We start from the raw sequence: 23,473 nt of genomic DNA on the forward strand, positions 1-23,473 counted from the left end.
CCGAGTTTCTCAACTGATGAAAATAATCCGGCTTCCCAGCCGGTCGATGCCGAAGGCCAGGTCGCGCGGATTGCCGAGCGCCTCGCGGATGGCGGCGTGTCGCTCGGGCGGGGCGATCAGCAGCAGGAACCCCCCGCCGCCCGCGCCGAGCAGTTTGCCGCCCTGCGCCCCCGCGCGGCGTGCCGCTTCGTACGCCTGGTCGATCGAGTCATCCGAAATGCCGAAACCAAGCGAGCGTTTCAGTTCCCATCCCACGTGGAGCAGTCGCGCGAACTCGTCGAGATTGGCGCGCCCCGCGATGACGCCGCGCATCTCGCTGGCCAGGTCGCGCATGTCACGCAGCACGCGCATGCGGTCGGCGGTGCCGTCCGACTGCTTCTGCAGGATCGTGTCGGCGTCGCGCTTCTTCTCGGTGTAGAGCACGATGATCCGTCGCTCCAGTTCCGCCAGCGTCTCCGCGGCGGTGGGCACCGGCTGGACGTCCACCGACTCGTCGGGATTGAAGCGGATGTAGTTCAGTCCGCCGAAGGCGGCAGCGTACTGGTCCTGCTTACCAATCGGCTTGCCGAGAACGTCAATCTCGATGCGGCACGCTTCCTCCGCCAGCGACTTGGCCGAGCGGATCTGCCCCTTGAAGGCGTAGAGGGCGTTGAGCAGCCCGACCGTCAGCGTGCTTGACGAGCCCATGCCCGTACCCGCCGGCACGTCGCCGATCGTCACGATCTCCATGTGCGGACCAAGGTCCACCAGTTCCAGGGCGGCCTTGACGATGGTGTGCTGCACCTCATCCCGCGTCGACGCGATCTCGGTCTTCGAATACGCCACGCGCACCGATGGCTCGAACCGGCGCGAGAGCGCCACGTACATGTGCTTGCGCACCGCCACGGACAACACCGCCCCGGACTCCTGCCGGTAGAACGCAGGCAGATCGGTGCCGCCGCCGGCGAACGAGACCCGGTAAGGCGTCTGTGAGATGATCATGAAGTCCCTTCCGCTCCCGCCCCCGCCGTCGCCGCGGGGATCGCTTCCTGCGATGCGTCCGCCAGCACGCGGCGGAACTGCGAAATGAGCGGCTCGAGGCACCGCTCGATGTCGAACCGCTCACGAATCCACTCGCGACCCGCCTTGGCCAGACGTTCGGCGAGGACGGGATCATCCATCAGGCGTTGGATGGCGTCCGCCAGTTCTTCCGCGTTGCCTGGCGATACGAGCAGCCCAGTCTGTTCGTGAATGACCAGGTCGGGATTCCCGACAAGCCGCGTGGTGACGGCTGGCAGCCCGCAGGCCATGGCCTCCATGGTCATCTGGGGCAGCCCATCAACGTCGCCATCCCTGGCCCACACGCAGGCCAGTACGTAGGCGTCGCCGGTGTGCATGAATGCGGGAATGTCTTCCTGTCGCAGTTCCTCGCCGGTCACCCGTACCCGGTCACTCAGACCTTGGAGACGGATCCGCTCTTCGAGCGACTCACGCAGCTCGCCGCTGCCCCCGATGGTGCAGCGGAAGTCCCGTCCGCGCCGTGTGAGGATGGCGCAGGCGTCGATCAGATGCTCGAATCCCTTCTTCTCGACCAGCCGACCCGTCGAGAGAATATGAAATGGACCATCGCGGCGTGGAGTATTCCGCGGAGCCATGCGATCCACGTCGATTCCGCAGTAGGCCACGTGGAGCTGCTCCGGCCTGGCGCCCTGCTCCAGGAAGAACCGCCGGTGAAACTCGCTGATGCAGATGATGAACCTGGCTCGCCGGATCTTGTCACGCAGGGCGCAGCGATCACGGAACAGATCCGTCGCGTGTCCCGTGAAACTGAACGGCACGCCCAGCAGCCACGCCCCGTACATCGCCACCGTGCCGCCGGAGTGAATCCACTGCGAGTGAATGTGCGTGACGGGATCGCGTCGCAATCCGCGAGCCCAGTGGATCGCCGCCAGCAGGTGGCCCAGCGAGGCCACGCGCGTTCGGTTGTTCTCCCGCTGCCCGAACAACGCGTTGGCCATCGCGGTCAAAAACCGAGCGCCGAACAGCATCGGGGCGAGGAGCAACGAGACGACCATCGCCAGCGGGCGGATCGGATAGAGAACACGCGTCGAACGATCCATGTCGGCCGCCCATTCCGATGAGAACAGCCGACGACCGGAACCCCGCAGAGCGTGCAGTCGAACCGGAATTCCCGCCCTGGTCACGATTCGAAGCTCGTTCGCCACCCAGGCGTTGCCGATCCCCTGCGTGGTCATGTAGTGAATCATGAACCAGTCACCTCGTGCGGCCGCGCGGCCGGCAGGTTTGTCGATGCTGTCGCGGATCGAACCGCAGCCCCCTTGTACTCGATCAGCCGCATCCGTCGCCCGCGCAGCCGATTCCAGGCGAAGCCGACCATGCCCCTCAACTGGGCGAACTTGCCGAGCATCGTGAACGTGGCGTACAGCCGCGACTGAGCGGCCGTCCGGCCGCGCCGCCGCTGGCCGACGAAGATCCTCCACCACTGCAGCGGATACAGCGACAGCAACAGCAGTCCCCACCCCCCTGCTGGCCAGACCAACGCCGCCGTGGCCGCCGGAATGAACAGCGCCCACTTCAGGATCGACCGTACTTCGCGCACGTTATGGCGCTGGGGTGATCGGCCGTGCATCCAGGCGCCTTCGGCATAGGCGTGCCCCGCCCGGACGGATCGTCGCCACCACTGCCCGAACCGCGTCATGGCGGCGTCGTGAAGAGTCATCTCCGCGTCCAGTCGCAGGATGCGCCACTCGGCCCGGCGCAGCCGCACGCACAACTCCGGCTCCTCGCCCGCGATCAGCGTCGAGTCATACCCTCCCACTTCATCAAACGCCCCGAGCCGCATCATGGCGTCGCCGCCGCAGGAGCGGACCTCGCCGGGCGGGGTATCCCACTCCAGGTCGCACAGCCGGTTGTACTTCGATGCTTCAGGAAAGCGCTCGCGTCGGCGGCCGCACACCACCGCGACGCGCGGATCGGCTTCCAGGGCGGCCACGCCACGACCGATCCAGTTCTCGTCAACCTCGCAGTCGCCGTCGACAAACTGCACGAAGTCCGGCTGCACGCCCATCGACCGCAGTTCCGCCACGCCCCGGTTTCGCGCCCGCGCGGCGGTGAACGGCTGCGACAGATCCAGCGTCACGGTCGAAACGCCCAGCGACTTCGCCGCCTGCACGCTGTCGTCGGTCGATCCGGAATCGACATACACGACATGCTCCACCCGCCCCACCAGCGAGCACAGGCACCGGATCAGCCGTTCACCCTCGTTGCGCCCGATGACCACGGCGCCGACCCGATGGGTAAACGCAACGGTCATGCCGTCACCCGCTCCCTCACGAGATCGCGTCTGATCCATTCCGGTGATTCGCCGCGAACGACGTCGCTCCAGGTGGCGCATGTCAGCGTCCGCCCCAGCCAGTGCCCCAATTGCCGCAGCTCCTTGTCGTATGCTCGCAGCAGTTGATCATGCACTGTCGGCGACAGGACGGGCTTCTCGCGCAACATCCAACGTCTCTTCAGTCGATCGCGCAGCGACCGGGGAACCAGCGCTCGCCTGGCCTGCTTGAGAAGCGGCAGGTCGAGGATCGCGTCGCGCAGCGGGCTGCGGCGCATCCGTTCCGATCCGGCGTTGCGCCGCCCCAGGTTCTCGTCCCACGTCACGACGGCTTGCAGCCCGATGAACCGCGCCACCCGTTCCAGTTCCCGCTGGGGATCGGCGGTGAGACGTTCGAAGAACACCGGCAGTACGCGATCGGCGCCGAACTGCTCCAGATACGGAGCCAGTTGCATGGCATATCGGCCGTATTCGACAAGCGGAGGAAACGTCTCCACCGCCTCGTCGATCGAGCCGGAGACGTTCCGCATCGACCATTCATGAACATACTGCGAAATGAGCCGGTCGATCGGCTGCCGCATGACATAGATGAACCGCGCATGCGGCACGTGCCGGGCGATCCGATCGACTGCATGTGGGTGCGTGGGAAGTTTCGTGTAATGCGTGCTCGATTCGCCGCATACCGCGCCGCGCGGCGCATCATCGAACAGCTCCGTGTACCAGTCCATCCCGCGTGCGTAGACCTCGTCATCACTGAAGAAGCAGGGCTCCTTGGGCGTGGACATGAAGACGCCGGGCTGACGCGCCAGTTGGTCGTGAAGCGTGCTGGTGGCGCACTTCATGGCGCCGATGATGATGAAATCGGGCAGCCGCGCCGTCATGCGGCCCCTCCCTCGGAAGCCGCCGGCGAGGCCAGCGGCCTCCAGGCATGCCGCCAGATGGCCCGCAGCTGTCCCTGTGGAATGTGCGACCCGCGCCGCTCCAGAATCTCCCGGCAGCGCGACACGCAGCGCCCCAGCAGCCAGCACAGGTTCGCCAGCCACAGCCCCATCCGGCCGTAGAACTTGGCGAAGTATCGCGCCCGCGCCGCGTACCAGTACGCCGGCAGCGGCTTGCGCTCCGCCGCCAGCGACTTGACGGGCGACGAGCCGCCCCGCAGATGCACGATGCGCGCCTCCGGACAGTAGCGCACCTTCCATCCGGCGCTTCGGACGCGCCTGGCGTAGTCGATGTCCTCGAAGTACATGAAGTACCCCTCATCCATCGGACCGACTTGTTCGATCACCGCCCGCGGGATCAGCACCGCCGCGAAACTCACCCAGTCCACCTCCGGCGGCACCTGGGCCAGCGGCATCGCGGTGACGTGACGTCTCAGCAGCCGGTCAAAGGCGCCCGTTCCGGCCACTCGCAGAAACTCGGTGAGCGGCGTCGGAAAGTTGAAGGCGCTGTTCTGTCGCTTGCCATCGGGCCACTCCAGCCCCGGCCCGATCAATCCCGCGTCGGGGTGCTCACGCATCTCGCGCACCAGCCGGTCGATGGCGCCGGAACGCACCAGGGTGTCGCTGTTGAGCAGCAGATACGCCTCGGCCTGGACGGCGTGCATCCCCACGTTATTGCCCGCGGAGAACCCCCCATTGCGCGGGGATCGAACCACCCGAGCCCACGCCGACCACCCCCTGGCTCGAATGGCCTCCTCGATGCGATCCGCCGAATCATCGCCCGAGGCGTTGTCCACCACGACAGCGGAGAACGACGCCCCGGCATCCCGCTCGGCAGCCAGTGATTGAAGGCAGTCGGTCACGTACGCCGGAGTGCGATAGTTGAGAATGACGATCGCCAGCGACATCATGCGGCCCGAAGCACTTCCGACGAACCCGGCTGTTCAATCCCGGCCAGCCGGGCGTACTCGAAGAACGAATACACCCTCAGAATGCCATCCGCCCGCACCGCGAGGCGATCCTGCTCAGCCGGCGACGTGAAACGCTCGAACACGGATCGATCGATCACGTCCCACAGTCGTGAGGACGACGCATCCATGCATGTCTCTCGAATATGAGGCATCATCGCCGCGAACCATCCCTGCTGAGGCGATGTGCGGACCTTCTTCTTGCGCAGCCGATCCCAGTGCAGCAGGCGATTGGCGCGGGACGCGACGTCCTTGAGCGGCCTGTGCCACCACTTCGGCAACTGGCTGTACGGCACACGCCGAACCTCTGGAGCCACGATGTCCAGCATCCGCTCATGCACCCGGCTCAGGTACCGATCCCACAGCGACGCCTTGAACGACAGGCGCGTATATGACCGCGTGTAGTACGGCAGCAGCATGTCGCGGACCGGGTACCCAGGCCGGATGGCCGAGGCGTCACGGGTTCGCTGACGTTCGTAGTGCGCTATACACTCCGCGATGTTGCGCAAATCCCAACCAGACTGGTGCAGTTCATCGACGGTGCGGCGCACGTACGACCGCGTCCAGTCGACCGCCTCTGACCGAACCAACCCGTCATAGGCGTCAATAGCCCGCGAACCAAGCCATTGTCGGATACTGGAGATAGACAACCCCCCGGGCAGGAAGTCAACCACGTTGCCATATGGATATCGAGAGAGTTCACCTCCATGTCCGCCGAGTACGATCGCTCTGGGGCCGTCCGCCTCATCCTGTGCGGCGGCGTTGCCGATCTGCCAAACGTTGACGTACCCGTCATTCTGAAGCAGCAACCGTCTCGACAGTTCACTCCAGCGTTCGACGACTTCCGTGGGACGCGGATGATGCACCCGGTGCCGCACCCCCAGCACGCGGGCGACATCGACCGCCACACGCTCCTCCGCCGAGCCCTTCGCAGCCGCGGTGAAGAAATCGCACTCGACACCGGCCTTCGCCACCAGGGCCGCCAATACGCGGGAATCCCGCCCGCCCGTGATGGGGGCCCGCAGCGGACGCCCAGTGGAGGCGGCCGCGATGATCTGGGCCTGCATCGCGTCGCACACCGCGCCGATTTCGTCGCGCGTCACCCCGACGGGACGCACCTTCGCCAGATCATCCATCCCGAAGAAACGCTCCTCACGAGGAGCGGGCTGGTCAGGCGACCATGACCACCGGTGTCCGCAGGGGATGATGCGAATCCCTTCGATCAGCGAACGTCCGTGTCCCGTGCTGGCGAATGCCATGAGCAGCCGCACCCCGTCCAGGTTCCACCGGGGCGAGCCGAGAAGGCGCATCAGAACCAGGGCGTTATTGGCGACAATCCACGATGGCCCGACCTGGGCGGCGAAGGCCATCTTCATTCCCAGGGGATCGGTCACGACCTGTGTCTCGCCCGAATCCAACACAGCCCGGATGATGAAATGAACACCCTCGACGGGCGAACCCGCTGTTCCAAGCTCCTCATGCACCAGATCAGTCGGTCCGAGCGCTCGACCGCGTGCGAACGCAAGGCCATCCAGCGCCACCGCAACACCCTCGTGAACCTTGATCGAGCGGCTGACTGCTCCCCGCCCAGCCATACTCACGACAGCGACCTCCCGCCCGCGATGGAACACAAGTGTTGACTGGTCCAACTGGGGCCAGACATCGGCGCAGGATCGCGTGACGGATTCAACCCGCTGCAGCATCAGGTCGTTCGGGTGTGTGACTGTCAGGAGAATCTGCATGCTGAAACTCTGGGGCGACAGACCAGACGAGGTACGCCGTTCACTTCAGTTGCGCCTGCTTGATTGCGTTGATGCGCTCCACGCACGCCCGGTGCCATGACGCCGGACCCACTCGACTCGACACGGCATGAGCCAGCGTCAAGCCCACGCCGAACCGTCGAAGACGGAACGTCGATCGTGACACCCGATCCTGGACGCGAAGCCCCATCCGGCGCATGACCCCGACAGTCAACGGCGGAAGCCCGCTCGACTCGTACCCTCGTCGCGTCAACAACTCGCCGATCCGGCTTTCGACCAGGCGAATCTGAAGCCGCGAAAGTTTTCGCTTCCACTGGTAGGCCAGAGTCGGGTCAGGGGGGTCATAAGTGGTGTGCTGGGGATACGAAAGCATGGCGGGGTCATACGCCGCTCCGAGAAATACGCAGATGCCCGACAGCACTCGCTCAGGATCGGCCAGCAGCTCCTCGTATCGAACTTCGCACCGTCGCTCCGGCGGCACAACCATGCACAGATGGTCCCAGAGCAACTCCGCTTCCATCCAATTGCGCACGCCCGTCCAGAAGTTCCCGGCCCAACCCATGGCGATCACGGAACGTGTGACGTCGCGCGGGTCGCGCACCAGATGGATGAACCGCGCCTCCGGCCAGATCCGCAGCACTCGGTCGAAGTGACGATGCACGGTGGCGCCGACAAAGGGCTTTCCCTCCCTGATGCGCCGCTGTTCCAGGAAGCTGCGCATGAGTCCCGCATAGTCCAGCGTCCGGTCGATGGTGAAACGCGTGGCGAGGAAGATGCGGTGAGTCGACAGCCACTGGCGATATCGCCCCAGGTCTGGAAGACCTCCATCCGATGAGATGAGATCGACCGCGAACTCAAACTCGTTCTGCCACGCCAGCAGCGGATGGTGAGCAAGCATCAGCCGCAGCACCGTGGTGCCGGAACGCTCGGCGCCGACCAGGAAAGCGGTGTCATCCCGACGCGAGGGAATCATCACTGGCGGCGCATTCTCATGCCCAGGAGGCATCGTCATACCACTTTCCTGAGATCGGCTCCACCAGACGTCGAATCTGACTGATCTGATCACAGGACAGCATGGACTTCCACGTGTCCACGGTTCCGACGCTCTCGCGCTGCCACCACGATCGCGATCGTCCTCCTCCATCAGACCCCATGCAGTTCCGATTGACCCGGCGGCGAAGCGCATCCGTCATGGATATGCCGAGCTGACCGAAAAGATTCTCGAACGAAATCATCGCGTTCCTGGCGAAGTCCTCATGCCGGGGAAAGAACCACTCCGGATGTCTCATCTGATGATCGCACACCCCGAGGTAGATGGCCTTCCAGAGCACCGAGGCCTGAAGCAACGGATCGCTCGACCCCTTCGCCTGAAGAATCTCCCCGCGGAGTGGTTCAAGGTATCGCTCCATCAGCCGCGACTGGCTCAGGAAGTTGTCGAAGTCGAACCGCCAGTCCTTGCGCACGATGCTGGCGACGAAGGCGGCGGGGTGACGAATCATCACGATGACGCTCATGCCGTACCGCGATGCCATCCACGGCGCGGAGAACACCGAGAAGGGATCCTTCACCACGACTCGACTACCACGAACACGGGAGATCAGGGATCGGCGAAAATCCCCTGTCCAGGATCGGGCTCCTTGAATGGATCGCAGCGACGGAAGCAGCGAGCCGCGAGCGGCGCGGCCGTGAATCACTCGATCAAGGCGGGCCGCCCACTCCGCACCGTTCGTTTCGTCAAGGTGCATGAACCAGTACGGAACGCCGATTCGATGGAAGCGCACGCCGTCATCGATGTTCGGGTTCAGCGGTTCATGGCAATACGTCAGGCGCGGCGCGAGGGCCAGGGTCTTGCCAACCCACGTCGTCCCGCCGCGATGCGAACCGGTCACGAGGATCGGGCCGCCACGGGTTGGCGATACCCCGTGGCCACCGGAGCGGTCGCTCCGCGGCTCAGCCATCGATGCTTGACGTTGTTCCGTGTTCAGAGCTCAGTCCTCGGATCGGATCAGGCGATCCGTTCAACCTTCGCGATGCGAGGTCGAACCGCCAAACCCAACGGTGATTCACCGGAAATCCGTGTCGCGACCGCCGCCGCCAGGTCGGAGCCCTTCCACCTGGAAGCCGCGGCCACCGCACCAAGCCCGACGATGAAGATCGGACAGGGGAACCCGTTCATCAGGGAGTTGAGGGCGAAGAGCGTCACGATCACGGCGAGCGGCGCTGCCGGATGCATCACCACCTCGCGGGGGCGGGACAGTCCCATCAGCAGAAGCAGCGGCTGGAGCAGCATGGCGACATACAGCGAGACCACGCCCAACAGCCCGAACTTTCCGAAGTAGATGACCCACATGCCGTCCACGGCCAGCAGGTCGCCATCGTCCGCATGGGCGCGGCCGCCGTCGTGACCTCCCCATCCGAACAGGGGCCGCTGGCGCGCCCGTTCCAGCACCGCCTCCTCGCCGTCCAGGCGCCCCTGGAGCGAAACCGCCCGCGCCGGGTCAATCGCTTCCGAGATTTGAAGCAACTCCTCGCCATGCCACGCATCCGAGATGCGCGCCGAAATGTAGAGCGGCGTGAGCAGAACCAGCGCCACCAGCACCATGCGGCCCGCCGGATGAGCCCGGGCGGCCAGCAACCCGGCCACGCCCAGAGCCAACAGCGCGAGCGAGCCAAGCGAACGGCACATGATCGTGACCACGAGCAATCCCAGCGCCGCCCACTTGATGGGCATGTTGAACACGCGCTTCACGTCGCCAGCCAGCCACAGCCACAGACCGGTCAGCGAGGCGGCGGTCATCCACATCCCCAGTTCGATGCCGTGCTTCATGAACACAACAGGGCGGTAGCCCCCAAGCCGCTGCGTCATGTGGAACTTGCTCGCGTGCTCGCCATACACCCAGCGGTTGAGCTGGGGGCTCATGCGAATCTCCCACAGACAGGGCAGAATGTAGACCAACCCCCCCACGAACAGACCGATCGCCAGCACGCGGGCGGAAGCCGGGTCGGCGAATGCCGTTCGGCCGATCAGGTACGGAAACCCCCACAGAGTCAACTGACCGTAGATGGATGAAAGCCCGTCGTAGACCCCCAATCCGTTGTAGATTGAACTGAAGAACGGCGCCACGCACCACACCACCATGGGTAGGTCGAACCATCGAGGGCGATACGACAGCAGTACGTTGGGTCGAAACACGATCATCGACAGCAACACCGCGATCGTGACCGCCGCGTGCTTGGTGTAGGGCGGCAACCCCGGCAGGTTATAACCGCCGATCGGCGGCAGCAGCAGCCAACCCGCCAGGTACGCCGCAATGATCCCGGCGGGCCCCCGCACGCAGGCGACGATGAGCATCGCTACGGGGATGATGCCGAAGAGCGCAATGGTGATCGTGGCGCTCACGCGTGGTCCTTCATCCCATCAGCCAGATGGCCTACTTGACGGAGCAGCGCCGTCTCCAGAATCTCCGCCGAGCGGTCCCAGTCGAAACGCAGCGACATTTCGTAACTGGCCTGGCTCATGTCGCGCCACGCCTGATCAGACAAGGCCAGGATGCGCCCGATCGCCTCGGCCATGGCTTCGGGATCCTCCACCGGAACCAGATGACCATTCCACCCTTCTTCCACGAAGTCCTCCGGCCCGCCGCAGCGCGTCACCACCAGCGGGCAGCGACAGGCGGCCGCCTCAATGCCCGGCATGCCGAACCCCTCGGAGACCGAGGGGACAACCCAGCAGTCGGCCATGGCGTACAGACGTGGGATCTCCCGCTGCGAAGGCCGGCGATGCAACTCGTAGTTGGCTGGAGGCCGATGATGCCTCGCCACCGACTCGCGCCCGAAACTGCTGACCCGGATCGACGGATCGCGCCGCTGGAGGATGCGGATGGCCTCGAACGCCGTCACCGCACCCTTCCATGCCTGCCGCCCATACAGCATTCCCACCGTGGGAACGCGCCCCTTGGTTCGCTCCGGCGCATGAAACTGCGATCGATCGACCCCGTTCGGCACGAGCACGGCGTGCGGATCGCCGAACTCCTCGGCCATCAGCCGCTGCAGCCATCGGGCGATGACGAACTTGGGCCCCGGCAGGCGATAGGTCGCCTTGACGCGCTCCGCGTCCCCGCCATGCACTTCGTAATGGCGGATGCAGTAGGCCTTGACGCCCTTGGCCGCGGACCACGGCTCGATCCATTCACGGGTTCGCCACCACGTGGCGATCGTCACGTCCGCGTCGGGAACATCCGCCTCAGTGACGATGTCACCGTCAATGACTCGGATCGCCGCCGTCGATCGCTCGAGGTGATGACGGGACGACTGGTTCGAGCCGGTCACGCCGCGGAGCATCTGCTCGCCCATGCGGCGCAGACGATACCCCAGGGCGTACCGCTGGCGTTCCTTGCGGGTGGGGTGGATCAACGTCACCTCATGCCCACGGCGCACCATGGCCTCCGCCAGCAGGCGATTCGACTTGACGCCGCCCGACAGGTTCGGACGTGGGAAAACCCAGTTGATCCTCAGCGACCGGTTCATGTCGACTTTGCCCAGGGAAGCTCCCGTCCGAGCCACGCCGATAATCTCAAATCATCCTCGTAGAAGAGTTCGCGCAACAGCCCCGCCGCCGATTCTGGAAGGCGCGTGTCCCCAGCCCGGAGGTTCCGCCTGCACGATGATCGAGCCACCCGCCCGATCACCCTCAGCATGGGGTTGGGCGAGCGTGTCATGGTGGCGATCCGCCGCGTCAACGAATACATCGCCACCGACCGCGGCATCACCATCGCGTTACTCTTGGGCGGCGCCTCACGAGTTGCTTCCGCATCGGTCGGCACTCCGAGGTGCCGCCATACACCCTCCAGTACTCGCGCCGGTTCCTTCACCAACTCTTCGAGGAACAGCACATGCAGCGACTCGCGCCCGAATGCTTCCTCGAATCGTCCCAGGTGCTCGGCATAGCGACTCCATCCGATGTACGCCCGCACCCAGTCCGATTCTTCCGCCCTTTCAGCACGAATCGCCCGCTCGAACGACCTTGACTCCCGTCCCTGTCGCACCCGTAGACCGTAATGCGACCAGGCGCGCTTCACCGGATCCCGCAGGATGACCAGCAGTCTGACCCTTGGCATAAGAGACTGTTTCAGAACATGAGTCTCGACCGATGAAGAGCGTCGTCAGCACAAGTGCAGGGAGGCACGATCATGGCGGCGGAACTGCTCCCGGAAGCGTTGTGGGAAGAGATCGAACCATTGCTGCCCCCGGTGTCGCGGGCCCGGACGGGCCGGCCGCCGGTGGACAACAAGCGGGCGCTGCGGGGCATCATCTTCGTGCTCCGCTACGGCGTGCCGTGGCAGGCGGTGCCGACCGACGCCTTCGGCGTCAGCGGCTCGTCCTGCTGGCGGCGTTTCAGCGAGTGGACCAGGGCGGGCGTGTGGGCGCAGGTGCATCGGGCGTTGCTCAATCGCCTGGGGAAACTCGATGGCATCGACCTCCAGCATGTCGTGGTCGATTCGCAGTCGGTGCGGGCCGTCCAAGGGGGGCGCACACCGGCCCCAACCCGACGGACCGCGGCAAACAGGGCTGCAAACGCCATGTGCTGACCGATGCCCGAGGCACCCCCCTGGTGGTGCAGACCACGCCCGCCAACGTGCCCGACCAGAGGCAACTGCCCGCGCTGCTGGCGGCGCGTCCTGCGGTGCAGGGTCCGCGTGGGCGCCCGCGGCGCAACCCGGAGGCGATCATCGGCGATCGCGCGTACGGAACCCGGGAAATGATCGCGCACGTCGAAGGCCAACGCATCCACAGCATGCTCGCCCCGCGCACCGACGACACCCACGGCAGCGGCCTGGGCGTGCTGCGGTACGTGGTCGAGCGGACGCTGGCGTGCTTCAGCCACTTCCGACGCCTCCGCCTGTGCTACGAACGCTGGAACGAACAATTCCAGGCCTTCCATGACCTCGCCGCCGCGATGCTCGTCTGCTCGCGGATCAAGTCGATCAAGTCCAGGCATCTACTGTTCTGAAACAGTCTCTAAGCCGCGCCATGCGATCACACACCCGCTCACGAGTCAGGTAGCTGGGCGTGCACTCTCCGCACACCTGTCCCGATGCGGCGCCTGCGAAGCACGCGCGATACGAGGCCTCATCGTCGATTCCGTCGCGACGCCCCTCGCGGTCAAAGTAGTGCAGTTCCTTGGTTTCGGGGAGAAAAATCCCACGATGCCTCCGAAGCATCTCCCAGAGCGTTGTCGAGCCGCAGCGCATTCCACCGATGCAAACGAAATCCGGAAGGCGCCCTGTCATGCCCCGGGTTCCATCGGCTCGTGCATCCACGAATGGTCCGTGACGTACCCCAGCGCGATGAGCAACTCGCCCGCCACGCTCACAAACTCCCGACGCTCATCGGGTGAGAGTTCCTTCCGCCACCGACCCACACTTTGGGGAGAGATCCGATTATCGGCATTAGGATTGTTGAGCACCTGTGCTGTCCGAGCCGAGCTCTTGGGCGTCGCCGATGGCTCCAGCATGGCGGGTTCGTACGGCTCGCCCAGGAAGTCGCAGACGCGCCGAACACATTGCTCAGGTTCAGCCACCAACTCCTCGTACCGCACCTCCAGGCAGCGCGGATGCGATCTGAGCGCCAAGCCGTCAGACGTGTCGTCAACCCAGCGCTGAGCACACTTGGCGATCGGGTTGTTGACCTTTACCGGCACAATTCGCCCATTGACCACCTTTTCCTTGGGATGGTGACGAAGAGAGCACACGGTGTCCCGCCCGTCACGGATGACATGGATGAACCGCCCACGCGGATACCACGTGAGCAGCTTCATCACCACGCGAACATTGTTGGGGGTCTTGTCCGCCCAGCGCTTCTTCCCCTCGACACGCAGAAACTCTTCGTAAAACTCGTCCGCGAACGTGATCAAATTGCGGTGAGCCCGGGCCCGGCGCTCCAGTTCCCTTACCGGTATGTCCCAGTACGGTCCGATGTTCGCGGGGTTGAACGGCAGGCCGTATAACGATGTTTCGGGGCCGCACGCCAGCCGCGAGTGACGGTTCAACAGTTGCTTAAAGAGCGTGGTGCCAGAGCGCCCGCACCCGCCGATGAAGATCGCATCCGCCTCGCTTCGCGCATGAGGATCGTACCACCCCCGCGCCATGAGTGAGCGCTGATACGCCTCACGCCTCTTGCGCTTGAGCCACCACGCAATGTCCAACCGTCCGGGCATGATCGCTACGACGCCGCCATACTCGGGCGGCGAGAGAGCACGCCGTCGATCACCAGCATGAGCTGCATCACCATGTGGTTGACGGTAGGCGGTAAAGTATCATCGTACTTCGACACCATGGCCCTCACATCGCGTTTGAGCACTGGCCGCAGCACGTCGATTGCGGCCGAATCCACGAGGCGTCCCCGGTATAATCCCCAGCGTCGGCTGAGCTTCTGCAGCTTCTCAGAGTCCACCCAGCTCCCTTGAACATCGTTCCATGGGGCGTCGGAAGGTTCTAAACGCATGAAAGCGTTCTTGATGGCTTTATTACGTGACCGTGCCGCCCTGGCCGCACGCACTTGCGCTGGCGTCGCATCCATCGGAAGGCCGGTGTTCGCATTCACAATCGACGCCGATGGGCCATAGAGTCGCGAGAAGACTCGCAAGGCAAGCTCTCCATCACATCGCAGCCGCGGCGGGATGCGGCATGCCACCTCGATCACCTTGGTGTGCATGAAGAGCACATCCCACGACACGATTCGCGAGTTACCAAGTGAATGCGAGCAATCGTCCTGCCGGCTCACAGGCCAGAATCGCTGCCATTCCCTCGCGGAATGGGGCCTGATCTTTGCAACCTCCTCGAGGCGTCTGGCGCGTCTTGACGCCACTTCGTCCCGCACCTCGTCTTCCAGCACCATCTCCAGCACGTCACGTCCACGCGTGCAGCTTGGCGGCGCTCCCCGCACGGCGCTTCGGCGCATCATCAACCGTGCCGCCGCCCGTACCCTTTCACCGAAGGTTTTCGGTCTCAGACGCTCATATTCATCAACGGGCATGAAATGATCTTTCAACAGGGTGTCAGAAAGTTGCCCGCCAACGATCAGATCGTAGTCGTCTGCGATGCCTGCGTTCAAGAGGCACAACCCGTGCGCATTGGCGCGAACCTCCGTACCAAGGAGCGACGTGCCGGAAACCAGAAGGTCGGCATAGAACTCATCACTTCGACGCACCAGTACTTGGCGCAAGCCGAACGCCTTCGCCACTTGCCTTGCCACATCGGTTTCCCGGTTTTCTCGCGTGCAATATGTCAGACATGCTGCTACACGATCCTTCGGGATGACTCCTAACACGGCTCGTGAGTCCTGGCCGCCACTCAGCGTCACGCCGACACGATTCGCGCCTCGTGTAATATCTTCACCGGCGAACCGCAATGCGATCTCCAAATCTTCTTCCACTTGCGAATCATCTCCAAATCCATCGGGCTCGCACGGCTCCCAGATCGTCCGTGTCCGCCGAATCGCGCCGGACGGCGATACATCCACCACGGAGGCCGGCGGAAGCTCTGTAATTCCACGACGAGATGTATACGGGAAGGTAATCACGTTATGAACAACCAGCTCGCCGAGCGAGACGATATCAAACGCATCGGTAAGATCAGAAATCGCAGCAACATCCTCCAACCTCGTGCCGATCGCTCTCTGGCAGTAATAGACCGGCCGAAATCCCATGCGATCTGTCAGCAATTGAATGCCGGACGAGTCGGCCTGCGCTAGCACAAACATGCCAGTTAGCATGTCGTAGAGTGCTTCCGCACCACATGATTGGTTTGTTACTATTGGCATTATTGCTCGAACAAAACCGGATCCCGACATTTCGTGGTCACGGCCCATCAATCGTGGTCGCCCCACCACTGCCGTTACACCACTATCGTCCTGAATCGGTTCATACCCTCCGATCTTTGGAGGGCGCACTCCGACGACTCCCCACGAGAACCGAAACGTCCGCACTCCCTCTGCCCATACTCCCGGGCCGCGTGACAGGAGTGAATGAACATTCTCTTCGGTCGCCATCGGACCAAACGCGATCAGAATATCGCTCATACGTGTTTCACCGAAGAGTGTATGCTATCGCTGCAACCACCGTCGAAAACGCGAACACGGCGGCGTCAAGCCCCGGCAGCCAGACGCCGTGGCGCCGGATGGCCCAGACCAGGAACGGATAGTTCAGCCAGTATGAGGCGCCCATGCCGACCAGCAGCCCGATCGGACCGCCGAAGGCGAAGCCGATGGCCATGCCGGCAATCATCATCACGCCCCGGCTGACCTGCAGGATCATGTAGCGGAACGAATCACCAGAGGCGAGCACCACCCCCCCGGCGGAGAGATTGATGGCGGACCCGATGTTCCCTGCCGCCAGAATCTGCAGCATCCACCCGGCATCGTGGTAGGGCTCGGTATAGAGCGCCTTGACGATCTGCTGACCCCAGAGCGTCATGACCAAGAGCGGCGTCACGAAGAGAAGCAGCAGAATAATCCGTAGTTTCAGCACCTTGCGCCGCAACGTCGGGGTGGGGTGGTGAAGCAGCTGGGTGTAGACGGGCAGGAGCACGCGGGGGCCCAGGGTGCGCTGCGCCTCCAGCACCGCCTGAGAGAGCAGGTACGCAACGGCGTACACGCCGAGCGTAGAGCGATCAACCAGCGCTCCCATGATGAGTTTGTCCCCCTGCTGGAGCAGGAATGCGCACGCGGTGCTGACCGCCACCCAGCGTCCGAACCGGACCAGTTCCTGCACCGATTCCCGGTGCCAGCAGAAACGGTTACGATCACCGGGGAGTACATAGTGACTGATCCAGAGCTTGCCGATACTGGAGACGAAGCCGCCGGCGATGAGCGCCCACACGGTGGGACTGTACAGAGCGATGCCGACCATGACCATCAGCCCCGCCGCCTGGGTGAGCGTGTCGAGCAATGTCAGACGCCCCAGCGCCAGGCGCCGGTTCAGCGTCGCCAGCTTGGTGGAGTTGAACCCGGCGATGATCGCGGAAAGCGCGGAGATCGGGATGAGGTACAGCAGTTCCGGGGTGTCGTAGATGAGCGACGCCGGCCACGCCGCCAGAGCCGCCAGCAGCCAGATGACGTTGCCGCGGATGATCTGGATCGTCCACGACGTGTCCAGGAAGCGCCGGTCATCGCCCCGCTTGTCGCGGATGATGCTCTGGTTGACGCCCAGGTCGGAGAAGAACGACACGGCCCGAATCGAGACCTGCACCAGCGTCATCAGGCCGAACACATCCGCCGTCAGAAGGCGGGTGAGGATGAGATTCCCACCCAGCCGCAGCACCTGCTGGGCGCCGTGGCCGCCCATGGTCCAGGCGGTGGCGGCGACGGTCTTGCCGCGCAGATTCGCGATGCGATGCGAATGCTCCAGGCCGGCGTCGGTCACAGGGAGCGCTGGATCAGCCGGCGGCGATGGGGCGATCGTGGTGGTCACGCAGTCAGCGGTGGGTTGGAGCGTGTCCGGCGTCGATGGTGCGGATGCCGCATGAAATGCGGCATAACGCACGTCATGACGTCTCTGGTTTCGTCACACTGCCGCCATTCACGGGGCAATCCGGGACCGGCGAACCGGGTGCTTGCGCCGTAAAACGTTACTGAGCGGGCGTGAAACCCTCGCGCAGGTACGCCGACGCCGCAGCCCCGGTGTAGGCGGGCCGCCAATTAGCTCGGGACTGTTTGCGCGCTTCCGTCAGGAAGCCCTCCAGCGTCGCCTGGGCCGAAAGCGTGGCGTTGTAGGTTCCCAGCGTGCGGGTCGCGTCAACGAACGTCACCTGCCGCGATTCAGCCGTGGGTTCCGCCGCGTAGGTGCGCCACGAGGCGACGCTGAACGTCCCCGATCGATCCTTGATCCAGCCGTTGGTCGAGCCAGGGCGGTAGTAGACGTTGCCTTCGAAATCCAACTCCTCATTCCAAGGGGCGTCACGAAGCTCAAGCAACAGCGCGTTCGATTGCGAGGCCTGGATCACATTGGAGGTGATTACGATGTTATTGAGGTTTTCGCCGGGAGTACCGGGAGCCCGCAGGAACTTGTTCCAGCCGCCGAGCAGCGTATTGTCGGCCAGCCGAAGGTTGTGAATTCCGTAGCCATCAAACCCACCGATAATCACGGCGTTACCGTTGATTGGCGATGACGCGATCACCAAGTTGTGTTCAACCACAGATGTCGCGACTGCCGAGATGTTGCCGATCGCCATTCCCCACGAACCGAAGCCCCGGTCCGCCGGTTCCACCACGGCATTCCGTCTGGCGTGGACAACGACGCCGTTGGGATCGGATGTCGGACCGCCTCCGTAGCCAAGGTTGACGGAAGCGCAGTTATCAACGAACATGTTGTCATCAACGACTCCCCCGGACCTGGCCTGAACCCCGCTGGCAGATGATCGCGCGAAGATGCTACCCCTGATGACCACGTTGGCATTCTTGGTTGTCGAGTAGATGCCGTGATTGAACGTCGTGGCGTTGGCGCCCATCTCCGGGTTCCATCCGTTGTGGTCAAACACGCATTCCTCCACCAGAAGTCCGTCGACATACGAAGCGAACAGCCCCTGCGAATGCGCGCCAGTCGCCCAGGAATCGCTCACGATGCTGCGGCGAAGAGAGACCTGAGCGAAGCGAGTTCCCTGGTAGGAATCGAATGTGATGTTTGTCCCGAAGTTTCGGAAATAACAATCCTCGAAGATCAGATTGTGAAGGTTGCCGAGCCATCGGACGCCCCTGGCCACATCAGTCGGTCCACGGTTGTGCGGCTCCAGGTGCAGACCGATGAAGGCGAAGTGCTGCCGCAGATCGGTTCCAGCTGCTCCCAGTGCTGTTCCATTGGCCGGGGTCTCAAGTCGCGGCCGAGCCGTCAATGGACCATATGAGCCGACGATCAGCATTTCCTCCGCGCTTCGACCTGACTTGCGCCAGTTGCCGGCCAACACCTCATTGACCCACACGTCGCCGCGCTTGAGCAGCATCAGGTCCGGGTATCCGTCCCGCAGCATGTTGTAGGCCGCGGCGATGGTCTTGTACGGTCGCACGGATCCAACCGGGTTGAACGGATCGGGGCCCACCGCCGCGTGACCCTTGCCGTAGACGGTGCCCGTGGCGTCGCTGCCCTCGGAACTGGAGACGTAGATGATGCGGGCGTCGTTGTAGCGGTCGGGATGCTGGAACATGGCCAGGAAGTCAGTCCAGCCGTCCTGGGTCATGGGCAGCCCGGTGATGTCGTGAAGGTTGGCCCAGGGATCCCAGCTGCCGCCACCCCCGCCTCCTCCGCCGCTTCCACCCCCACCGGAGCCGCCGCCGCTTCCCCCACCGCTCCCGCCGCTCCCTCCTCCATCGATTTCCGTCACGCCCACCACCGCCCATGCGGTCGCCACGGGGTCGCGGCGCCAGTCGTAGGTCTTGTACTCGAATCGGTCGACGCCCGTGAATCCGGGGTTCGGTCGATATGCGAAGGTGCCATCCCACCGCAGGATGATCCGGCCATTCACGGGAGGCGTCACCAGTTCGGCGAAGAGCCGCCGGTTCTCGCTGTGCAGGTCGTTCGCAAGCACGCCTCGATCGCCCACCTGGAGCAGTTGCCCCTTCGGGGTGCTGTACATGTCGCGCCTGGCGCGAATGGTCACGGTCACGCCGGTGGAACTGACGGAGGAGGCCACCGCCGCAGGATCGATGCGCTGTTCGCCATCGGTCATGGCTCCGGCGCTCATTCCGGCGGTCGAAGCTGTCAGGCCTGACCACGAGCCGTTTCGCTGCACGAAGATGGGGCGGTCACCGGCCATGTTCAGCGTCTCGGGCAGCGCCTCGCGGATGCGCAGATCATCCATCGCGTCCGCTCCGGTGAGCAGGAAGGAACGTCCTGAGACGAAGGCGTCCATCCGGTCGATCACGTCCGCATAGCGGGCGTTCACCGCCTGATGGTTGAACGAGTAGCCGCCATCGGAATCAAGCGGCAGCCCGAAAACGCTCAGTTTCGCGGCCGGATATCGCTCGCGAAGTCCGTCGAGCGTGCGCACCAGCACGTTGGCGAAGGACTTTTCATAAATCGCCGCGGCGTCGGCGCCGGCGGGCAACGCCGCCCGGATCACCTGGCGGCTCTGCTCCGTCAGACGGCCATGCGCCAGCGGAGCGCCCATCACGCGGACGGCGGTGGTCGCCCCGGCCCCATCATCGGGCATCTGCGCGACCGCCTCACTGATCAGGCGGGCGGCCAGAGATGCCCGGCCGTTCTCGTTCATCATCGCCACCGAGAGCGGGTCATCCACGTTCACGCGGAGGATGCGCAGGTCCGTCGAGGCGCCGGGACGCATCGCGGCGGACGCCGGCGACCACGCACTCATCGCCACGACCACCGCCGCAGCGGCGCCGGCGAGGCCCAGACGGACCCGGTGAAACTGATCGCGCACGCGGCGCCACGTCGAGCGCGGCGACACGGGATTCGACGTCAACTGATCGGCAGGTTCTTCCCTGAAACGCGGCGTCATGACAATGCTCCCGTGTGCAAGCGGATGACGGGCCGGGATCGGGCCGTCACTGTCAACGGGTCGCATATCTTCAGATGTGTGGCAAACGACGGCGGACATTTCCGAGGCGTCAGAGGTTCGCCAGATTCTCTCATCCGTCACTGATTACCCAGGCCTTACAGGTGCGAATGCTGTTGGCTGCTCGATCACGGCGTCTTCGCCCTGGCCTGCGCGGGCTTCGCCCCTGTCAACTGCGCGAATGTTCTTCGCACAGCGATTGGCCGCAAGATCCGTGGTCGCCGGGAGCTTGTTTCTCCGCGGCAACCCTGTCGACAATCGTGGTCGTGGGTTCCGACAATCAAGGTCGGCGTGTCAGTCGATCGGCTCGAGGAAGTCCGCGTCGATTTCAAGCGCGGCGCCTCGGCCAAGGATTCCAATCTGCATCACCAGGCGCATCATGGATTTCCGCTGGATCACGACGCCCTCCAGCCCCATGAACGGCCCGCGGATGATGCGGCAGCGCCGTCCTTCGACGGCGAAGGGGTGCAGATCCAGCGGCGCCCCGGCGTCGAGGGCCTGGACGATCTGGTTCAGTTCGTGCAGGAATGTCGTCTGGTCGGGAACATCAATGATGCGGCACACACGCTTGGTGGTGATGGCGTGGTATGCATCCTCACGCTGGCCGCACAGGAAGACGTATCCCGGAAACAGCGGTACCTGCGAGGTGAACTTGCGGCCCCGGACCAGGGAAACCCGTGGCACCAGGGGAAGGACGAAGTCCACGTGACGGGCGGTGAGTTGACGAGCGATCGCCTTTTCCTGACGGGCGCGCGTCTGCAGCACCATCCACATCCCAGGTCGGGATTCATCGACAATCTGGTATGGGGCGGCCTCTTCCAGCACCGCCCCGCGGTCCCACAGCATTCCCAATCTCCCCGGCGTCGGTTCCTTTCGGTTGGCGGGCCTTCCCTTGCGGGTCCCACGGCTCGCGTCCCGACGCGGATGTTCTTCCGTTGATTACTCTACGCAGCCCGGTTCAGGCCGCCACAGGGAATCGGCTCGAAAGTGGTGCGGGTTTCGTATTGACCATGCCGATTCCGGTCGCCCAACCCACGCCGGGATGCGCGAGTTATCAGACCATCCTTGGAACCTCGTCCTTCAGAATCCCCCGCGACATCAGCTCCAATCGCAGCAGTTCCACACAGCTCCGGGCCTGCATCTTGGCGAAGACACGCGAACGGTGGGTTTCCACGGTCTTGGTGGTGATGCCAAGCCGGTAAGCGATCTCCTTGGTCCGCAGACCGGCCACGAGCAACTCCAGAACTTCCTGCTCGCGTCTGGATAGGAGCGATCGGCGGGTCTGAAGCGCCTGCCGCATCGCGGCCAATCGCTCAAATGACGCGCGCTCGGCCATCGCTTCCCGGATCAACTCCTTCAGCCAGTCGGATTCCACTGGCGTTTCGACGACGCCGAACGCCCCTCGACGCATGGCCAGAACCGCGGTTTCCACCCTGATCGGCTCGGTGACGAGGATCACCGGCAGGCAATGATGCTCACCCACTTCCAGGATTTCGGCAACTTGATCCCACCCGGCATGGCTTGGATTCACGCACCCAAGCAAGCATCCCACATCGTCGTCAACGTCATCGGCGCCACCGTTCCGCAGGTTGGTCAGAACCTTGGCGGTGTAGCCCATTGAGGCGACAAGGGGCGCAACCGCACGGGCAATCGATGAGTGCTGATCCCAAACGCCAATGACCTGTTCACCCGGTTCAAGATGCATGCATCACCCCCGACCCACGGTTCAACAACCGGACCGACCCAAACGCCACCCTGTGCCAGAGCAGCTCCATAAGAGCCCTGCATCTCTCAACGCGACAAAACCGGCGTCACCCCGCCAGCAACCATGGAAGACATGCACGAGAACGACTCTGCGAGTTATCGGTCGAGCAGATGCATCGCACCCAGAACCAGTGCCAGGACCAGCCCAATCGCGCAGACCCCCACCACGAGCCACGAGAGGTAGTCGCGATCCGCCCAGGAATCGTCTCTCAGCCCAGATCGGGACGGGGCGGCGGGCAGAGGTTCCTGAGCGTGATCCGCCCCAGCGACCTGCGTCGGCGAGGTCATCGCCGCGACAAGCGGGTTGGGGGGTGATGTCGGGATCGACGCGGCCGGCGTCCGTTCATCCCTGCTCCCGCTGGAATCGCCAGCGGTAACCCTCGCATCGCTCGTGTCGGGATCCGAAGCGTTTCTCGGCGTGGAGCGATCGGCGATGCGCCGTCGAAGCAGCGACTGCTCCCGTTCAAGATGCCGAATCCGCAGCAGGGCTTCCTGCAGCGCTTCCTTCAATGGGTCAATGGATTGAGCATCGCCCCCTGCGGGAGAAGGAACCGCGTTCCTGTGATTTCCGGATTGGGCCGGAGCGTCCGAGGGCGCGAACCCGCTCGGAGGCCCAACCGCTCCACCACCATGAGCGGAGGCCGTCGGCGCAGGTGTGGACGCCTCCCCAACCAGCGACACGATCAGTTCATAGGGTCCGATCCTGATGCGGTCCGAGTCACTCAGAAGTCGCATCGCGACACGTTCACCGTTCACCAGCGTTCCGAAGCGTGAACCCAGATCGTTCAGCCGAAAGCCCTCTGGACATGGCTCCACCACGCAGTGGCGACGACTGACGTCACCATGTCGCAGCACCAGGGCGTTCTCGGAGGATCGCCCGATCGTCAGGGGCATGGCGCCGAGTTCAACCTGCCGGCGTCGTCTGCCCCCCACGCGCTGGACGTGCAAGATGGCCGCCGATGGACCCACGTCGCCCACTCCGGAGTCGCGCGGCTGTTCACCCTGTTCCCTCACGCCTTCACCGAACATGATCGCTCTGCTCAGGACTGCCGCGACCAAGCACTATACCAAGTCCCTGCGGCAAGGCCCTGAAGCAGCCGTGGGCAGGAGGGCGTCGTCGCTCCAACGAAAACCGCCCGCACGTCCCCTG

Annotated in this window: 18 protein-coding genes and 1 pseudogene; 1 reads left to right on the forward strand and 18 read right to left on the reverse strand. The window is 64.1% G+C overall.

Translation table 11 applies throughout. The annotated features are described in order from the left end of the window. Positions 1-9: 9 nt before the first annotated feature. From HRU76_14820 to HRU76_14870, 11 genes are all read right to left on the reverse strand, one after another. Entirely contained in the window at positions 10-981 is a 972-nt protein-coding gene (locus HRU76_14820) for a GHMP kinase (GenBank protein ID QOJ18779.1), read from the reverse strand. Further along, on the reverse strand, positions 978-2,246 hold the full coding sequence (locus HRU76_14825) for a glycosyltransferase family 4 protein (protein ID QOJ18780.1): 1,269 nt from the start codon (positions 2,244-2,246) through the stop codon (positions 978-980). The genes HRU76_14820 and HRU76_14825 overlap by 4 nt, the downstream gene beginning before the upstream one ends. After that, positions 2,243-3,313, reverse strand: coding sequence for a glycosyltransferase (locus tag HRU76_14830; GenBank protein ID QOJ18781.1), 1,071 nt, complete (start codon positions 3,311-3,313; stop codon positions 2,243-2,245). The genes HRU76_14825 and HRU76_14830 overlap by 4 nt, the downstream gene beginning before the upstream one ends. After that, the gene (locus tag HRU76_14835; protein QOJ18782.1) at positions 3,310-4,212 is read right to left on the reverse strand and encodes a sulfotransferase; all 903 of its coding nucleotides are present in this window, start codon (positions 4,210-4,212) and stop codon (positions 3,310-3,312) included. The genes HRU76_14830 and HRU76_14835 overlap by 4 nt, the downstream gene beginning before the upstream one ends. Next, positions 4,209-5,180 carry a glycosyltransferase family 2 protein gene (locus tag HRU76_14840; GenBank protein QOJ18783.1) on the reverse strand — a complete coding sequence of 324 codons (972 nt, stop codon included), beginning with the start codon at positions 5,178-5,180 and terminating at the stop codon, positions 4,209-4,211. The genes HRU76_14835 and HRU76_14840 overlap by 4 nt, the downstream gene beginning before the upstream one ends. Beyond that, positions 5,177-6,979: a hypothetical protein gene (locus HRU76_14845; GenBank protein QOJ18784.1), complete on the reverse strand. Its 1,803-nt coding sequence runs from the start codon at positions 6,977-6,979 to the stop codon at positions 5,177-5,179. Before HRU76_14845 ends, HRU76_14840 begins: the two co-directional genes overlap by 4 nt. Before the next feature lie 40 nt (positions 6,980-7,019). Continuing rightward, on the reverse strand, positions 7,020-7,970 hold the full coding sequence (locus HRU76_14850; protein QOJ19207.1) for a sulfotransferase: 951 nt from the start codon (positions 7,968-7,970) through the stop codon (positions 7,020-7,022). A gap of 16 nt (positions 7,971-7,986) precedes the next feature. Then, complete coding sequence (locus HRU76_14855) at positions 7,987-8,886, reverse strand: hypothetical protein (protein ID QOJ18785.1); 900 nt, start codon at positions 8,884-8,886, stop codon at positions 7,987-7,989. 116 nt (positions 8,887-9,002) lie between these two features. Then, entirely contained in the window at positions 9,003-10,397 is a 1,395-nt protein-coding gene (locus HRU76_14860; GenBank protein ID QOJ18786.1) for an O-antigen ligase domain-containing protein, read from the reverse strand. Next, on the reverse strand, positions 10,394-11,524 hold the full coding sequence (locus HRU76_14865) for a glycosyltransferase family 4 protein (protein ID QOJ18787.1): 1,131 nt from the start codon (positions 11,522-11,524) through the stop codon (positions 10,394-10,396). The genes HRU76_14860 and HRU76_14865 overlap by 4 nt, the downstream gene beginning before the upstream one ends. Next, positions 11,521-12,114 (reverse strand): sulfotransferase, encoded by a 594-nt coding sequence (locus HRU76_14870; GenBank protein QOJ18788.1) that lies wholly within the window; start codon positions 12,112-12,114, stop codon positions 11,521-11,523. The genes HRU76_14865 and HRU76_14870 overlap by 4 nt, the downstream gene beginning before the upstream one ends. Positions 12,115-12,186: 72 nt before the next feature. Here HRU76_14870 and HRU76_14875 point away from each other — a divergent pair. Further along, positions 12,187-12,935, forward strand: a pseudogene (locus tag HRU76_14875) (IS5 family transposase). 348 nt (positions 12,936-13,283) lie between these two features. Here HRU76_14875 and HRU76_14880 read toward each other — a convergent pair. The 7 genes from HRU76_14880 to HRU76_14910 form a co-directional block, all read right to left on the reverse strand. Next, positions 13,284-14,213, reverse strand: coding sequence for a sulfotransferase (locus HRU76_14880; GenBank protein QOJ18789.1), 930 nt, complete (start codon positions 14,211-14,213; stop codon positions 13,284-13,286). Between the two features lie 5 nt (positions 14,214-14,218). Continuing rightward, positions 14,219-16,075, reverse strand: a complete 1,857-nt coding sequence (locus tag HRU76_14885; GenBank protein ID QOJ18790.1) for a hypothetical protein — start codon at positions 16,073-16,075, stop codon at positions 14,219-14,221. 7 nt (positions 16,076-16,082) lie between these two features. Beyond that, a complete protein-coding gene (locus HRU76_14890) occupies positions 16,083-17,417 on the reverse strand; it encodes an oligosaccharide flippase family protein (GenBank protein QOJ18791.1) in 1,335 nt (444 codons plus the stop codon). Between the two features lie 205 nt (positions 17,418-17,622). Further along, complete coding sequence (locus HRU76_14895) at positions 17,623-20,502, reverse strand: right-handed parallel beta-helix repeat-containing protein (GenBank protein QOJ18792.1); 2,880 nt, start codon at positions 20,500-20,502, stop codon at positions 17,623-17,625. A 351-nt stretch (positions 20,503-20,853) separates the two neighbouring features. Then, complete coding sequence (locus HRU76_14900) at positions 20,854-21,405, reverse strand: hypothetical protein (protein ID QOJ18793.1); 552 nt, start codon at positions 21,403-21,405, stop codon at positions 20,854-20,856. A 208-nt stretch (positions 21,406-21,613) separates the two neighbouring features. After that, positions 21,614-22,264, reverse strand: coding sequence for a hypothetical protein (locus HRU76_14905; protein QOJ18794.1), 651 nt, complete (start codon positions 22,262-22,264; stop codon positions 21,614-21,616). A gap of 155 nt (positions 22,265-22,419) precedes the next feature. Beyond that, a complete protein-coding gene (locus tag HRU76_14910) occupies positions 22,420-23,352 on the reverse strand; it encodes an FHA domain-containing protein (protein ID QOJ18795.1) in 933 nt (310 codons plus the stop codon). Positions 23,353-23,473: the final 121 nt, after the last annotated feature.

The organism is Phycisphaeraceae bacterium (genome assembly GCA_015709595.1).
In the GTDB taxonomy this organism is placed as follows: domain Bacteria; phylum Planctomycetota; class Phycisphaerae; order Phycisphaerales; family SM1A02; genus CAADGA01.